This window comes from Pseudomonas sp. FA-1, from assembly GCF_056856075.1.
In genome coordinates, this window is record NZ_JBWXTH010000009.1 from 237,397 (window position 1) to 252,751 (window position 15,355).

At 66.4% G+C, this 15,355-nt stretch carries 16 protein-coding genes; 5 read left to right on the top strand and 11 right to left on the bottom strand.

The features are described from left to right. Position 1: 1 nt before the first annotated feature. Positions 2-1,915, bottom strand: coding sequence for a sigma-54-dependent Fis family transcriptional regulator (locus AC1MHZ_RS17555; protein ID WP_482966723.1), 1,914 nt, complete (start codon positions 1,913-1,915; stop codon positions 2-4). A gap of 416 nt (positions 1,916-2,331) precedes the next feature. Here AC1MHZ_RS17555 and AC1MHZ_RS17560 point away from each other — a divergent pair, with 416 nt between their 5' ends. The 5 genes from AC1MHZ_RS17560 (at position 2,332) to alkB (ending at position 8,698) form a co-directional block, all read left to right on the top strand. Continuing rightward, complete coding sequence (locus AC1MHZ_RS17560) at positions 2,332-3,678, top strand: hypothetical protein (protein ID WP_084858971.1); 1,347 nt, start codon at positions 2,332-2,334, stop codon at positions 3,676-3,678. Between the two features lie 32 nt (positions 3,679-3,710). Continuing rightward, positions 3,711-5,945 (top strand): Ig-like domain-containing protein, encoded by a 2,235-nt coding sequence (locus tag AC1MHZ_RS17565; protein WP_324817126.1) that lies wholly within the window; start codon positions 3,711-3,713, stop codon positions 5,943-5,945. Between the two features lie 15 nt (positions 5,946-5,960). Then, the gene (locus AC1MHZ_RS17570) at positions 5,961-6,443 is read left to right on the top strand and encodes a curlin (RefSeq protein WP_084858973.1); all 483 of its coding nucleotides are present in this window, start codon (positions 5,961-5,963) and stop codon (positions 6,441-6,443) included. 16 nt (positions 6,444-6,459) lie between these two features. Next, positions 6,460-7,908, top strand: coding sequence for a curlin (locus AC1MHZ_RS17575; protein ID WP_324817123.1), 1,449 nt, complete (start codon positions 6,460-6,462; stop codon positions 7,906-7,908). Between the two features lie 145 nt (positions 7,909-8,053). Then, the gene (alkB, locus tag AC1MHZ_RS17580) at positions 8,054-8,698 is read left to right on the top strand and encodes a DNA oxidative demethylase AlkB (RefSeq protein WP_084859016.1); all 645 of its coding nucleotides are present in this window, start codon (positions 8,054-8,056) and stop codon (positions 8,696-8,698) included. A gap of 158 nt (positions 8,699-8,856) precedes the next feature. Here alkB and AC1MHZ_RS17585 read toward each other — a convergent pair whose 3' ends face one another. Genes AC1MHZ_RS17585 through AC1MHZ_RS17630 form a run of 10 tightly spaced genes read right to left on the bottom strand, consistent with a single transcriptional unit; the run spans position 8,857 to position 15,354 of the window. Continuing rightward, positions 8,857-9,699, bottom strand: coding sequence for a CsgG/HfaB family protein (locus tag AC1MHZ_RS17585; protein WP_084858975.1), 843 nt, complete (start codon positions 9,697-9,699; stop codon positions 8,857-8,859). A gap of 28 nt (positions 9,700-9,727) precedes the next feature. Further along, the gene (locus tag AC1MHZ_RS17590; protein ID WP_084858976.1) at positions 9,728-10,147 is read right to left on the bottom strand and encodes a curli assembly protein CsgF; all 420 of its coding nucleotides are present in this window, start codon (positions 10,145-10,147) and stop codon (positions 9,728-9,730) included. Continuing rightward, the gene (gene csgE, locus AC1MHZ_RS17595; protein ID WP_368829007.1) at positions 10,144-10,548 is read right to left on the bottom strand and encodes a curli production assembly/transport protein CsgE; all 405 of its coding nucleotides are present in this window, start codon (positions 10,546-10,548) and stop codon (positions 10,144-10,146) included. Before csgE ends, AC1MHZ_RS17590 begins: the two co-directional genes overlap by 4 nt. Beyond that, positions 10,545-11,072, bottom strand: coding sequence for a type II secretion system protein (locus AC1MHZ_RS17600; RefSeq protein WP_482966724.1), 528 nt, complete (start codon positions 11,070-11,072; stop codon positions 10,545-10,547). The genes csgE and AC1MHZ_RS17600 overlap by 4 nt, the downstream gene beginning before the upstream one ends. Continuing rightward, positions 11,047-11,421 (bottom strand): type II secretion system protein, encoded by a 375-nt coding sequence (locus AC1MHZ_RS17605; protein WP_224459132.1) that lies wholly within the window; start codon positions 11,419-11,421, stop codon positions 11,047-11,049. Before AC1MHZ_RS17605 ends, AC1MHZ_RS17600 begins: the two co-directional genes overlap by 26 nt. A gap of 5 nt (positions 11,422-11,426) precedes the next feature. Further along, positions 11,427-11,900 carry a type II secretion system protein gene (locus AC1MHZ_RS17610; RefSeq protein WP_324818386.1) on the bottom strand — a complete coding sequence of 158 codons (474 nt, stop codon included), beginning with the start codon at positions 11,898-11,900 and terminating at the stop codon, positions 11,427-11,429. Further along, entirely contained in the window at positions 11,897-13,768 is a 1,872-nt protein-coding gene (locus AC1MHZ_RS17615; protein WP_324818383.1) for a secretin N-terminal domain-containing protein, read from the bottom strand. Before AC1MHZ_RS17615 ends, AC1MHZ_RS17610 begins: the two co-directional genes overlap by 4 nt. Continuing rightward, positions 13,765-14,274 carry a hypothetical protein gene (locus tag AC1MHZ_RS17620; RefSeq protein ID WP_482966725.1) on the bottom strand — a complete coding sequence of 170 codons (510 nt, stop codon included), beginning with the start codon at positions 14,272-14,274 and terminating at the stop codon, positions 13,765-13,767. The genes AC1MHZ_RS17615 and AC1MHZ_RS17620 overlap by 4 nt, the downstream gene beginning before the upstream one ends. Beyond that, positions 14,274-14,825 (bottom strand): type 4a pilus biogenesis protein PilO, encoded by a 552-nt coding sequence (gene pilO / locus AC1MHZ_RS17625; protein ID WP_368829010.1) that lies wholly within the window; start codon positions 14,823-14,825, stop codon positions 14,274-14,276. The genes AC1MHZ_RS17620 and pilO overlap by 1 nt, the downstream gene beginning before the upstream one ends. Beyond that, the gene (locus tag AC1MHZ_RS17630; protein ID WP_482966726.1) at positions 14,812-15,354 is read right to left on the bottom strand and encodes a PilN domain-containing protein; all 543 of its coding nucleotides are present in this window, start codon (positions 15,352-15,354) and stop codon (positions 14,812-14,814) included. The genes pilO and AC1MHZ_RS17630 overlap by 14 nt, the downstream gene beginning before the upstream one ends. Between the last annotated feature and the right edge of the window lies 1 nt (position 15,355).

Sequence of the window (15,355 nt, forward strand, 5' to 3'; positions counted from 1 at the left end):
GTCAGCCACGCAGTTGCTTGAGCTTGCGATACAAGGTCGCCCGGCTGATCCCCAAGGCTTCGGCCGCTGCCGAGACATTGCCCTCGTGCCGGGCCAGGGCACCGCGGATCAGGTCCAACTCGTTCTCGCGCAGGCTGCCCGACGGCGCCGCGCCGCTGGCCAGCTCGTCCAACAGGCAGTCGGTCAGATGCTCCAGGCTCAGCACCTGCTCGCCGTCCTCGCGCATGGCCAGGGCAGTGCGCAGCACCATTTCCAGCTGGCGGATGTTGCCCGGCCAGTCGAAACCATCGAGCAGCTCGGCCAGGGCCGGGTCCAGGGTCACCCCCTTGGCGCCGAACTTGTGCAAGAGGCCCTCGACGATACCCGCCAGATCGTCCCGCTCGCGCAGCGCCGGCAGGCGCAGGGAGACGCCGTTCACCCGGTAGTACAGGTCTTCGCGAAAATGTTGTTCGGCGACCAGACGCTTGAGGTCGCGGTGGGTGGCGCAGATCAGCGCCACGTCGATCTCCTGCTCCTCGCCGGCACCCAATGGCGCCACACGTCGCTCCTGCAGTACCCGCAGCAAGCGGGCCTGCAGCGCCAGGGGCATGTCGCCGATCTCGTCGAGGAACAGGGTGCCACCGTGGGCCTGCATCAACCGCCCGACCATGCCACCCCGGCGCGACCCGGTGAAGGCGCCCTCGCGATAGCCGAACAGCTCGGACTCGATCAGCCCTTCCGGAATGGCCGCGCAGTTGACCGCTACGAACGGCTTTTCCGCTCGTGGGCTGGCCTGGTGCAGCGCGCGGGCCGCCACTTCCTTGCCGGTACCGGTTTCCCCAAGCAACAGCACCGGCAAGCCGTTGACCAGCCCTTGGCGGGCCATGCGCAGGCCGCGGGCCAGGCGCGGGTCGCCCCCAGCGAGGGCCTCCAGGGCAAGCGACTGGGCAGCCTTCGCAGGTTTACCAGGCGCCACGGCGCCGTTGATGCTGCCATGACGCGGCAGTTGCAGGGCGCGGAAGAAGAACTCGCCCTTGGCGCTCTGCACGCTGCTTACACCGCCCTGCCACAGACGTGCGATGAAGGCTGGCGAGCGTTCGCCGAGCAGGTCGCTGCTGCGCCGGCCGATCAGTGATTGGCGCGACACCTGCAACAACTGGCAGGCGTTGTCGTTGGCCGCCACCACTTCGCCGTCCAGGCTCAGGGCCAGCAGCCCTTGCCACGCACTGGCCAGGTACTGCGGGCGGCTGTGGAAGGCCAGCACCAGGTGTTCGGGGTGGCACAGGCCGAACAATCGGCCCTCGATGTTGCCGGCTGCGAGCATCAGCGCAGTGAGGTTGTCCTGGGGTTGGGTCATCACCCCTTCGCGGGTGATGTCGAGCACACCGATCACTTCGCCGCGCGAGTCACGCAGCGGCACCGAGGTACAAGAGAACGGGCTCAGGCGGTCGAGGTAGTGCTCGCCGCAGTTGATCAAGGTGGGCCGACCTTCGACCACTGCCGTGCCGATGGCGTTAGTGCCGCGCAGCGACTCGCTCCAGCAACTGCCCGGGTGCAGGTCGCGCAGCCCCTCGCGGCCGAGCACCTGGGCCCGGCCTTCGATGGCCAGGACGTTGGCCTGGGCATCGCCGAGGATGACGATGCCGCTCTTGCCCTGGCGCTTGACCAGGTAGTCCAGTTCCGGGGTCACGGCGTCGATCAACAGCCGGTTGTGTTCGAGCAGCGCGCTCAGGTCATGGCTGGCCCCCGTGCCCAGGCCCACCTGCTCGTTCTGCAGGCAGTCCAGGCCGTGGCCAAGGCTGCGCCGCCAGGAGGCGTCGATCTCCTCGCGCAGCATCCCGGAAGGGAGCTCACCTTCATTGGCCAGCTTCAGGCGGGCCTGGCGGGATTCGTGCAATGGGTCGCAGGCGTTTGTTATAGGTAGTTGTCGCGCCATCGTTTACTCCAGCTGTGCCCCTGCATTAGGGAGCAACGGGCTTCGGGACTCGTTGCAGTGTGCGTCAGAATCCTCGCGCCGTCATCCGGCTGGGGTGGAGCGTGGCATAAAGCTTACGTTTACGTAAAGGTCGAAAACAAAAGCATCCTTCCCTTCGACTGGCACAGCTTCTGTGGGAGGGCTGGGTTACTGTCCATAGGAACGGGGGCGATCCTGCAACGGGTGGTCTTGCCCCCCGGCATTCCCCAATGCTGGGGACCACAGCCCAACGGCCTCCCCAGCGAAAGCCATCCCATCTCGCTACAACCACCGCCCTAGAGCCTCTCAAGCGCCCCATCAAAATAATTGGCACGGCTGTTGCCGATCCCTCATCAGACGCCCCAACCCATGGGCCCGTTTGCAGGAGGGTTTGACTCATGCACCGATTGACACCCCACCCGCTGGCAGTGGCGATCTTCGCCAGCATGCTCCAGCTTCCGGCCCAGGCTGCGCTCAATGCGGTCGACCAGGGCGCTCCCCTACCCGAGAACGGCGGCTTCGCCGCCTGGTACCAGGACACCCATGGCCGGACGCTCGACCTGTGCCTGTCCAAGGCGGTGAGCTCCCGAGCGCCCGCTACCCCCGGCGCACCGTCGTACATGTGCACGCTGCTGCCGACCCCCGGCGTGTTCGACGATACGAAGCCGATCGCCTTCCCTACCAACTTCCCCGACGAAGCCTTCTGGTTCACCGGTGACGCCTCCATCGTCGATGCCGCCCGGGGCATCGACCTGGGCTACGTCTCGGCGATCGAGGCGGCGTTCAGCGCCGAGGAGCCCAAGGAAGGCGACCAGATCAGCTTCGCCCGGATACGCATTCGGGTCGACGTACCGACCGCCGGGACCTACATCATCACCCACCCCTACGGCGTCGAGGTGTTCGACGTGACCACCCCGGGCACACGGGCGATCAACATGACCCGCGACATCGGCATCGGCTCGCCGGGCGACTTCACCGGCGCGCTCAAGGGTGATGTCGGGCCATTCCTGCGCAGCGTCAACGGCCCCTACACCGAAACCAACCCGGAAACCGGCGCGAGCGAGCAGTTCGTGGGCGACCCCAACCTGGAAGAGCGCGTGACCGGCAGCCCGTTCAATACCAACTACGTGCGCATCGAAGGGCCCAATGGTCTGGACCTGCGCACCGAACTGTTCGCCGTGTCCGGCAAGCTGTCCACGGTCAACCTGCCAACCCCGCTGCTGCCACAGCGCAGCACCTATTCACGGCACTTCGAGAATGGCGACTTGCGCGCTCAACAGGATGTCTTCGTCATGGCCCCGCCACCGCCGGCCACGGTCACCCTGACCAGCCAGACGCCCAACCTGCCACTGAGCGAAGCCAATGGCACCGGCACCTGGTATGCCCAGTCGGCGCTCGACCCGACACTGCCCACCAGCCTTGGCATCACCGCCGACAACAGCGTGGCCATCCCCACCAGCAGCGCCACCAGCGCCAACTTGCCGCTGACCGACCTGGTGACCATCACCCGCGCCGAATACAGCCTGTCCAGGGCCGAGCTGACCCTGGTCGCCGCCACCAGCGACGAGACAGCGCCCCCGACCCTCACGGCCCACACCGGCAACGGCGCGCTGATCGGCGACCTCGGCGGCGAAGGTGCGGTGAAGACGCTCACCCGTGGGATTTCGCCACTTCCGCCGGCCACGGTGCAAGTCACCAGCGCGCATGGCGGCAGCGACAGCGAAGACGTGGTGCTGGTGCCATGAACAGACAAAGGCCCCGCCTTCAAGGAGGCAGCATGAATACTTGGCCACGCCGCGCGCTGTACGCAGCCGGGCTTTCCCTTACCCTCTCCGGCGCGGCCTGGGCCACGCTCACCGAGGTCGACCCAGGCCCCTACACCCTTGCCACCGGTGGCTACCCGATGTGGTACAAGGACGCCAGCGGCCTGTCCCTGGAGCTGTGCCAGTCGCGTGCCACCAGCTCACGGGCACCGGGCGCGCCAGGTGCACCGGCCTATATGTGCACCCTTCTGCCAGAGCCTGGCGTGTACGACGACACCTTGCCCCTGGTGTTCCCGGACAACTGGCCACCGGAGATGTTCTGGTTCCTGGCCGAGACCGATATCCCTGCAGTCGGCAACAGCGGCTATGAACTGGAGGTCTATGTCGCCGGTATCGAGGCCGCCTTCGCCGCCGAGAACCCGGTCGATGGCGACCAGCAGAGTTTCGCCCGTATCCGTATCCGCGCCTCGGTCCCTACCGCCGGTACCTACACCATCACCCACCCGTATGGCGTCGAGACAGTCGTGGTCAACACCCCTGGCCGGCGGGCGATCAACATCACTCGCGATATCGGCATCGGTGCGCCAGGCGACTTCAGCGGTGCCTTGCGGGGCGATGTCGGGCCGTTCCTGCGTAATGCCAGCGGGGCGCTGTATACCGAGATCAACCCGGACACCGGCGCGCTCGAGTCCTTCGTCGGCGACCCGAACATTTCCCAGGAGGTCATCGGCAGCCCGTTCGACACCAACTTCGTGCGCATCGAAGGCCCGGCCGGGACCATCCAGACCAATGTCTTCAGCCTCTCCGGCAAGGTCCTCGACCCACGGGCCCAGACGCCAGCGACTCTGGAGCGCGCCACCTACCAGCGCAACGGCAATGGCACCCGCGTCGAAGTCTTCGCCAAGGCCCCGGGCGATGCCAGCGTGTGCATGCGCTTTGGCCTGGCACTGGTCGGCTCGCCCGCGACGCCCTGCCAGTTCGACCTGCTGCCCGACAGCAACGGCCTGTTCTTCGGCCATCAGCTGAACCAGGAAGCGCCACCCTCGGTGGTGGTGGTGACCGCGACCAGCCCTGACCCGGACACCCGGCCGACGGCCTTGTCGAGCAAGCTCACCGACGTGGTGAAAGTCAACACCGCACGCTTCGACTGGGCCACCAAACGCCTGGTGATCGAGGCCAGCTCCAGCGACGAAGTGCAGGTGCCGGACCTGGTCGCCCAAGGCTATGGCCGCCTGTCCAAGGGCGGCATCGTGCAGACCCTGACGGTCAACGACCTGGCCCAGCCCCCGGCCAGCGTCACGGTGAAGTCCGCCGCCGGTGGCAGCGATGTCGAGCCGGTGGTGGTGGTCGGCAATGCGCCGGTCGCGGCCGAGAACCAGCCACCGCTAGCCCAGGCCGATGTCGCCAGCACCAGTGTCGGCGTCCCTGTCACCCTCAGCCTGCTGGAGAACGACAGCGACCCGGACGGCAACGTGCCGCTGGTGATTGCCGACCTCACCCAACCCGGCACCGGCCTCGGCTCGGTCGTGACCAACGGCAGCACCGCGGTCACCTATACCCCGCCATCCGGCGCCACGACCGCCTTCACCGCCACGTTCAGCTACCGCGCCCAGGATGCCAAGGGCCTGAAGTCGGAACCGGCCACAGTGACCGTCAACGTCGCCCCCAACCAGGCGCCAACCGCCGTCGCGGACAGCGCAGCGACCTTGGGCGTGCCACTGACCATCAACGTGCTTGCCAACGACACCGACCCGGAGAACAACCTGCCGCTAGCCGTGGCCAGTGTCGGCCAGCCAGCTGCAGGTCAAGGTACGGTCAGCACCGATGGCGGTACCGTCACCTATACGCCACCGGCCACGGTCACCGCGCCTTTCACCACCACGTTCACCTACGTGGCGCGTGATGCCCTGGGCGCCTTGTCCGGTAACGGCACGGTCACCGTGCAGGTGTCGCCACGCCCGGCCCAGGAAACCTTCACGGTGACCACGGCGACAGTCACGGCGCGTTCCAACAACCGTTTCAACTGGGATATCGGCGGCACGTCCTCGGTGACCACCGGCAACACCGTCACGGTGCAGGTGACCACCCCGAACGGCCTGGTGACCCTTGGCAGCGTGCCGGTACCGCTGACCGGACGCTGGCGCCTGATCGTGAGCAATAGCACCACCATCGTGCCATCGGCCAACCCAACGGCGACCATCACCACCAGCCAGGGCACCACGCGCACCGTACCGGTGGTCGTGCAGTAGCCCAAGGAGGACGCCATGAAACGCCTGAACCCCTTGCTGCTCTGCCTGGCCCTGGCGGGCCAGGCCCTCCAGCCAAGCTGGGCCGATGACCTGATGGACAACGCTGACCTTGCGGTCGGCAGCGACCTCGGCGAACCGGTGATCGTGCGCCTGCTGCCGGCCGGCGCCGGCCAGGTGGCGGTGATCGAGCAGCAGGGGTCGGGCAACCGCGCCGCCCTCGACCAGAACGGCCAGGCTCTGCTGGGCCGGATCGTCCAGGCCGGGGACGCGCAGGAGGCGTACATCCTGCAGGAAGGCAGCGACCTGATGGCCGCGATCGTCCAGCAGGGCCAGGGCAACAACGCCGCGATCCGCCAGAGCGGCAGCAACAACAGCGCGTCGATCGAACAGATCGGCAACTACAACAACGCCAGCATCGAACAACGCGGCACGGGGCTGACCAGCGCCGTGACCCAGGCCGGCAACGGCCAATACGTTCAGATCACCCAATACCGATAGACCTGGAGGCACCACCATGTTCAAGCTCGCTCCCTTAAGCGCCGCCATTGTCCTGGCGGTCGCCGGCCAGGCCATGGCCACCGACAGCGTCTCGGAACAGTCCCAGCAGGGCACCGAGAACATCGCCGAAGTGCTGCAGAACCTGGCACCGAACGCCACGATCATTCAGGACCAGACGGGCCTGGGCCACAACCACATGGCGGTGCAGGACACCAGCACCAGCCAGATCGAGCAAACCGCCACCGGCTCCTACAATGCCGGCTACGGCGACCAGATCTTCGAGAACGGCAGCACGCTGACCCAGAAGTCCGGCGGCAGCGGCAACGACAACTTCGCCAGCCAGTCCCTGGGCGCGGAGAACCAGTCACTGCAGATCCAGGACGGCGTGGGCAACCGCTCGCAGGTGTTCCAGGACTCGCAGATGGGCGCCAAGGCCACTACCGAGCAGAAAGGCAGCGGCAACGATGCGGTGGTCGAGCAGCTGTTCAGTGGCAGCGGCAACAAAAGCCTGATCAAGCAGGAAGGCACCGGCAACAGTGCCGCCGCCGAACACCTGTTCCACGAGAACGGCGAGATCAAGATCCAGCAGATCAACAGCAACGCCAGCTGGGCCTATGGCGACCAGCGCGACGGCCTGGGCGGCGTGCTGGAGATCCATCAGGTCGGTACCGCCCACAACGCCGAAGTCTGGCAAGACACCCAGATCGCCAGCAGCGCCAGTGTCTACCAGCAAGGCCAGAACAACGAAGGCTACATCGACCAGAGCTTCGGCCAGGGCAACAGCGTGAGCCTGTCCCAGAGCGGCCAGCGCAACGCCAGCTGGTCGGACCAGTTCGAGACCAACCAGTCGGTCACCAGCATCACCCAGAACGGTAATGACAACCTGCACTTCACCTACCAGAACGGCGACAACCACAGCCTTGTCATCAGCACCACCGGCAACGGCAACAAGATCCAGGCCAGCAACTGGAAAGGCGACCGCGCAGGCGGCCAGTTCGGCATGGGCCAGCAGGCGCAGATCACCCAGAACGGCTACGGCAACACGGTGAACATCACCCAGAACGGCATGGAGCAATTCGCCAAGCTCGGCCAGAAAGGCACCGACAACACCATGCTGACCAACCAGGCCGACAGCAACAACGAGCTGTATTTCGAACAGAACGGCACCGACAACCTGCTGATCGCCGACCAGCGCGACAACAACAACTATGCCGCAGGCCTGAGCGCCGGCAGCGACAATAAGGTCACCCTCGACCAGTCTGGCCAGTACAACCAGAGCTACACCTACCAGCTGTACGGTAGCGGCAACGAAGCCACCATCAAGCAGGTCGACAGCGCCAACGTCGCCTACGTGACACAGGGAGGCACCAACAACCAGGCCTTCGTGGACCAGAGCAGCATGAACCAGAGCGCCACCATCACCCAGTACGGCACCGCCAACCTGGCCACCGTCACCCAGCAATAACCCCCTCCCCCTTGGACCGCGGTGTTCCCTCTCCCTGGCGCCGCGGTTCCTTTTTCCTGCGATTTCTGTGGTGTCTGTGCGATCGAGGCAAACCTCTTCGCGCAACGACGTTACAATGGCCGCACACCCAACCGGCGCCGTCACCATGATCCAGTCCGACCTCGACCTGTTCGGCCCCCAGCCGCAACGCCTAGCCAGCCATACCGTGCTTCTGCCCGGTTTCGCCCTGGCCGAGGTCGAGACGCTGCTCGATGCCCTGCGCCCGGTGCTGCGCGCCGCGCCCTTCCGGCACATGCGCACCCCTGGCGGCCTGCACATGGCCGTGGCCCTGACCAATTGCGGTGCCCAGGGCTGGGTCAGTGACGAACAAGGCTATCGCTACAGCCCTACCGACCCCAGGACCGGCAAGCCGTGGCCGGCGATGCCCCAAGCGCTGCTCGATCTCGCGGCACGCGCCGCCGATGCAGCCGGTTTCGAGGGGTTCGTGCCCGATGCCTGCCTGATCAACCATTACCTGCCCGGCACCCGCCTGACCCTGCACCAGGACCGTGACGAGCGCGACTTCGGCCAGCCGATCGTGTCGCTGTCCCTGGGCTTGCCAGCGGTGTTCCTGTTCGGCGGGCTGCATCGTTCGGACCGGACCCAACGGATACCCTTGAGCCATGGCGATGTGCTGGTGTGGGGTGGCGAGGATCGCCTGAGGTATCACGGGGTGATGCCGATCAAGCCTGGTATGCACCCGAGGATGGGGGAGCGGCGGATCAACCTTACATTGCGCAAGGCCAGGTAACGCAGTCGCAGCACAAGCCGGAGCTCCGAACGCTGTAGGAGCGGGCTTGCCCCGCGATCAAGGGCGAAGCCCTTGCCAGGCGACGGTGATATCGGGCCCGGCCCAATCGCGGGGCAAGCCCGCTCCCACAAGCTCCTGCACAATCAGGCAGCAGTGCCCTACTGCTGCTGATACTGGCTCAGGTACTTGTCCAGCACCGCCTTGTCGCCGCTGCCATCGCCCGCCACCTGCCACAGCCGACGCTCGATACCCTGGGCCAACAGGTGGCCTACCGCCGCCTCGATGGCCGAAAGCACGCACAGCTGGGCCGGCTCGTTGGTGGTGTAGCCGACCTCGGCCTCCAACAGCTTCTTGAATTCGATGAACTTGAACACACCGGCACTGCGCCCGACCGAATAGATGGTCTTGCTGGTCATCACATTGGCCAGCACCTGGCCGCTGCGCACGTCCACCGCCCGCAGGTTGACGGTGACCTGGTCGACCCGGTACTCACGGGAGATGTCGATACCCAGGTAGCGGGCACCCTCGCCGCCGCTGCGTACGTTGGTGTCATAGGCGATGATGCCGCCCTCGAGCATCAGGTTGGCCGCCTGCAGAGGCGGCAGTTCGCCCTGGATGTTCAGCGGCACGTCCGGCTTCTTCTGCGAGGCGCGGATGATCTTGCGTTCGGTCAGCAGGTTCTGCAGCCCCTCGCGTTCGAGCACCACGAACCAACCGCTGGCATTGAGCGCATCCATCAGCATACTGGCCGCCCCCTGGGTGACGCTGGTGGAGAACGAGCTGGCCGGGGTCGGCTTGTACTGGCCGGTCTGGTCGCGGAAGCCGTACACCACCGCCATCAGCCTGCCCTTGGGCCGTGGCATGTTGATCAGGTCGTAGTAGGTCGAGGCGCGCGGCGTCAGGGTAGGGATCGCCCCGTCCTGTTCGGCGGGCATGGGCTCGCGTAGGCCGCAGCCTTGCAAGGTGGCGAGGATCAGCAATGTGCTCAGCAGGCGTTTCATGGTCGTTCTCCCCTATCGGCCTTCCCTCTCAGGGGTTAAGGCCACTGACCTCGATGATCGAGACTTCCCCTGTCGCACGGTCGGTGACCTTGATGCTCAGGGCCCCGGAATCGTCGATCACGTCGATCAGGAACGAGTCCGTGGACATGCTGCCGGTGGTGCCGTTGCTGATGTTGTCCAGCAACTGCGAAAGCAACCGGGATTCGAGCTGGTTGCTGAAGCGCTCCAAGGCCGAGGTGCCGGCGAAGGCCGAGGCGCGGTCCTTGAGGTCCGGATCCTCGTGGTCGTTCTGCGCCTGGGCGTTGTTGAGCAACCAGGTCCCGTTGAGCGGGTTGCCGCCGAACGCTGGGTTGACCGGGGTGTACACCAGCTCCGTGGCCTGGATGGGGCCGACGAAGGCGCCGGCCAGCAGGCAGGCAGCGATACAGCGGGGCATGCGCGTGTTCATAGCTCGTCCCTCTCCAGATCAGTGGTGTCCTGCAGCAGGCGTTGCAGCTTGCGCTGGATGATTTGCTGCTTGACCAGGTCCGCCGCCGCGACGGCCTCGTCTTTGAGTTGCGTGGTGTTGGGCGGCAGGAAGCGCCGGTACAGCACCTCGCGTTCGTACTCCACCGTCACCAGGCTGCCCCAACGGGCGTCGGGGCGTTCGCGCACCACCAGGTTGAAGTCCAGGCGGCTCGTGGCGCGCAGGCGGTCGGTGAAGTCGTTGTAGAAGTCGTGGCCAATGTGCGAAATGGTGTTGTCGACGATGAAACCCATCATTTCGTCCTCGGCGCCGGCCCGGGCCGGCGTGGGCATCCAGGCGGCCAGCAGCAGGCACAGGCAACACAGGGCGGCGCGCGCGTTCATGGCGTGTCTCCTGGGCCGGTGTGGGTGCGGGCGCCACCGCCGGCCTCGGCGAAGGGCTGCTCGGCGACGAACTGCCAGTCGCTGTAGTGCTCCAGTCCTTCGAAGCCGGACCACTGGGCCTCGAAGCCGCTGCGCTTGAGCGGCGCGGCATCGGAGCTGCTGTAGACGCCGGTGATGCGGCCATCCACCGAGCGCAGCAGGCCCCATTCCTGGCCGTTGGTGACCGGGTCCGGGTAGAGCCTGCGGATGTGCCGCTGTGGCGATGGGAAGCGATTGTCCTCGAGCAGGTCCTCCAGGGCCTGGGGGTACTGGGCCAGGCCTGGCGAGGCGCGGTAGTAGCTGCGCAGGGCCTGGGCATACTGCCCGCCGACCCACAACAGCTGGCGCTCACGCTCGCGCTGGGCATTGGTGGCCCACAGGGTCCCGGTGGCGGCCAGGGCCATGCTGCTGACCGCGATCAGGAACAGCACACCCAGGTAGGTGAAGCCCGCGCAGGCCTTACCATTCGGCATAGAGGCTGCCATCACGCGCCCTCCCTGTGGCACCGCTCTTGATATCGGCCACGCCGCCGCTGACCCCTTCCGGCGGCGGCACCAGCTTCCAGGCATCGCTGCGCTCGGTGAGCGGATCGACCGGGGTGTTGCGCAGATAGCGTTGTTCGACCAATTGCTCCAGCGACTCGGGGTAGCGGCCGGTGTCGCCGTAGTAGTGGTCCAGGGCCTCGCGCAGCACCGCCAGGCTCTGGCGCAGGGTCGCCTCGCGGGAGGCTTCCAGGCTGTTGAAGTAGCGCGGCATGGCGATGGTCATCAGGGTGGCGATGATTGCCATGACCACCAGCAGCTCGATCAGGGTGAAACCGCGGTTGCGCTTCATGGCCGTCACCATTGCCCGTAGGGGATGCCGTTCAGGCCATTGCCGCTGGCCTTGGAGTACACGTCGAAGACATCGCGGCCTTCGCGTGGGTTGTCGGCGCTGCTGTCGTAGGCGCGCAGGCCCCAGCCGCCTTCGTCCTCATGCTTGGCCGCCAGCAGCGGGTCGTGGGGGATGCGGCGCAGGAAGTAGAACTTGGCACCCTTGGCACTGCGCACGTCGCGTACGCCCTCGACCAGCACCTGCAGGCTCGGTGGGTAGCCGCTGCTGTCCAGGCGCTTCTCGATGTAGCCGGCGTCGAAGGCGCGCTTGTAGGCGTCGATGGCATCGCGGATCTGGTACAGCGCCTCGCGCAGTTGCTGCTCCTTGCCGCGACGCACCACGGTCTCGGTCAGGGGCGCGGCCATGGTCGCCAGCAGCCCGAGCAGCGCCAGGGTCAGCACCACCTCGATCAGGCTGAAGCCCTGCTGTTGGCGTTTCATGGCAGCGGGTCCGCTTGACGGGTGATGGTCGCCGGCACAGTGGCCACGGTACCTTGCGGTTGCGAAGCGTCCGGTTGCGAGGTTTCAGGCTGTGCCACCGGTGCCATCATCTGCTGGCGCACCTGCAGGCTCGACTCGGTGCCGGTGGCGAACTCCATGTCCGACGGGCTCTGGTACGGCAGGTTGCGCACGATGCGCGGGGTGATCGCCAGCACCAGCTCGGACTTGCTCTTGTCGTCGCGGTTGCTGCCGAACAGCCGGCCCAGTCCAGGGATGTCGCCGAGGCCAGGGATCTTGTTGCCGCTGGAGGTCAGGTCGTTGCGCACCAGGCCCGCCAGTACCTGCGTTTCGCCGTCGTGCAGGCGCAGGCTGGTCTGGGCGTTGCGGGTGTCGACCTGTACCGGGATGGTGCCCTGGCGGGTCGGCTCCAGAGGGGTGGCATTGCTCACTTCCAGGGCCACCTTGATCGCCACTTCGTTGTTCAGGTGTACGGTGGGCTGCACTTCGAGCTTCAGGCCCACGTCCAGGTAGGTGACGCTCTCGGTGATCACCGGGCCTTGGGTCGACGGCACCGAGGTGGCGCTGATGATCGGCACCCGCTGGCCGATGTGGATGCGCGCCTGCTCGCGGTTGCTCACGCGGATCACTGGGCTTGCCAGGGTGTTGATGTCTTTGTCGGCCGCGTTGATCTTGGCTTGGGGCGCCGGGGCGATGCTGATGCGGCTCGAATCGATGCCGCGCAGCTGATCGAGCACACTGACCGGGTTGCCTTCGTCGTTGAGCACGCCGAAGGTGTTGGGCCATTGCAGGCCGAGGTCGAGGATGCGCGAACGGGCCACTTCCATCACCTCTACCTCCAGCACCACTTCCGGGTTGGACTGGTCCTGGGACTGCAGCAGCTTCTCGGCCATACGCACGGCGTCGGGGGTGTCGCGCATGGTCAGGGTGTTCAGGCGCTCGTCGACGAACACGTCGCGGGTCTTGAGCATGGTCTTGACCATGTTCAACGCAGTGTTGGCGTCGATGCTGGTCAGGTAGAAGGTGCGCATGACCAGTTCCTGGTAGTCCTTGGTCTTTTGCGGCGAGTCGGGGTAGATCAGCAGGGTGTTGTCGTTGACGATCTTCTGGTGCAGCTGGTTCTGCTCCAGCAGCAGGGCCACGGCGTCCTCGATGCGCACATCACGCACGAAGATGGTGGCTTTCATGTCCGGGCGCAGGTCCTTGTCGAAGATGAAGTTGATCCCGGCGACCTGGGCCAGGACCTCGAAGATGGTCTTGAGGTTGGCATCGCGAAACTCCAGGGTCACCGGCCGTTCCAGCTTGCTGCGCAACTGCGGGTAAGGCTGGGCGGTGCGTGCCTGGACGTTCTCGATGTCGCTGCGCAGGGCGATGCCCTTCTGGTTCTGCGGGTCCAGGCGCAGCACTTCGCGCATGTAGCGCTCGGCGCCGAACAGGTCGCCCTGGCGCAGCGCAGCCTGGCCCATGGCCACGCGCTCGTCGAGGTTACGCACCAGCTCCAGTTGACGGATGCCCTCCTGGGCCCGGCGGTTGTTCGGCTCGATGGTCAGTACCCGGCCATAGCCCATGCGCGCCCCGGCGAAATCGTGGCGGATGCGGTCGCTGTCGGCCTGGGTCAGCAAGGCTTCCACCGCCTGCTGGCGACCGTGGGCCAGGGCGATGTTCAGTTCGGTATCACGTGGGTCTTCGCGCAACGCCTCCTCCAGCATGGCGATACCCGCCTCGTACTGCCCTTCTTTCATCAGGTCCGCGCTGTCCTGGCGCGTGGCGTTCGAGCCGCAACCGGCCAGGGCCACGCAAAGGGCAAGAAGCATGAACGGAGCAGGCTTGCACAACTTCGACGGCTTCATGGTGCGCTCCCGACAGACAAGGTCTGTGACTGGTGCAATGGCAGGTAGACCAGGTCCAGCTCGGTGGCCGAGACCCGGTCGAGGCGGTAGGTTTGATCGATCACATCGCCCTGGCGTACGACGTAGAGCTTCTCGCCGCTCTGCAGGAACACCTGCTGGTCATCGCGGTCGCCCAGGCGGCCGATGAACTGGAACGGCAGCACCGGGGCGGTGGGCGCAGCCGGTGCCACGGGGACAGCGGCCGCAGGTTGCTCGGTGACGGTGGCCAGGTTCCTGGGCAGGGTCCATTGCTGGGGTGGGAACAGGTCCCTCGAAGGTTGGGCTGGCTTCATCGCCGGCAAGCCGGCTCCCACCTGGGTGGCTGCGCCTTGCAGTTGGGTGGGAGCCGGCTTGCCGGCGATTGGAGCCACCTCCTCCTGCTGCCCGAACCAGTGCCCCGGGGCCCAGGCCAAGGCGCCTGAAAGCCCGAGGAAACCCGCCCACATCACCGCGCGCTGAATGTTCATCACGACCTCGACAGGTAAAGGGTCATGCGCAGGCGACCATTGAGCTCGCGGTCGCCGATACGCTTGCGCTGCAGCTCCAGGTCTTCGAGCACCAAGGTCGGCAGCTGGCCAAGCAGTGCCTGGAGGAAGCCGCGGATCTGCGGGTAGCTGCCTCGAACCGGCAACACGATCTGGTACCGCGCCAGCTGGGTCTTGGGGTCCACACCCAGGGCGTACTCGCCACGGGCCAGGCTGATGCGTTCGGCACTGGCCAGGTGATACAGGCGCTCGATCAGTTCGCTGGCCTGGGGCTGACCGGGCAGCTGCTGGCGCAGGCTGTCGAGGGCCTGCTGCTCGGGCTTGGCGGCCACCTTCAGCTCGCCGCGCCTGACCCGCTGCACCTGCACGCTGGCGTCGGCCTCGCTGGCGCGCAGTTCACGTACGCCCTGCCACTGCGGCAACACCCAGGCGAAACCGACCAGCACGGCCAGGGCCGTGGTCAGCAGCGCCGCGCCACCGACACGGCCCAGGCGGGCCAGGTGTTCATGAAGGATCAGGCTAGGGACGCGCATGGCCGGTCTCCCAGGTGGCGGTCAGGTTGAAGCGCACCGGGTGCTCGGGCTGGCCGGACACCACCTCATGGTTGAGCAGCGAGACATCACGTAGCGCCTCGCTGCGCTCCAGGCGCTGGTGGTACTGCAGCATGGCTTCCAGGTTGCGGGCCTCGGCAGCGATGCGCACTTGGCCCTTGCGTGCATCGGGGGTCAGTGTCAGCAGCGCCACGTCTTCCTGGGGCTGGGCCTCGAGCATGGCGAACAGTTGCTGCCAGGGGCGCTGCAGCTGTTGCGAGACGCTGCGCATCTGTGCCAACTGCTCGGCCTGCTCGCGGCTGGCTGCGCTGCCCTGCGGCGCGCTGTCCTGTGGGCGGCGGCCCAGTTGCTGCTCAAGCCGGTGGACCCGTGCTTCCAGGTCCTGCCGTTCACCTTCGAGCTGCTGCTGAACCAGCAGCAGCGCAGCCAGTACGGTGCACCCCAGGGCCAGTGATGCCCAGGCCATCGGGCTGCTGCGGGGGGGCTGGAATTCCAGGTCGAGGCGGCGCATG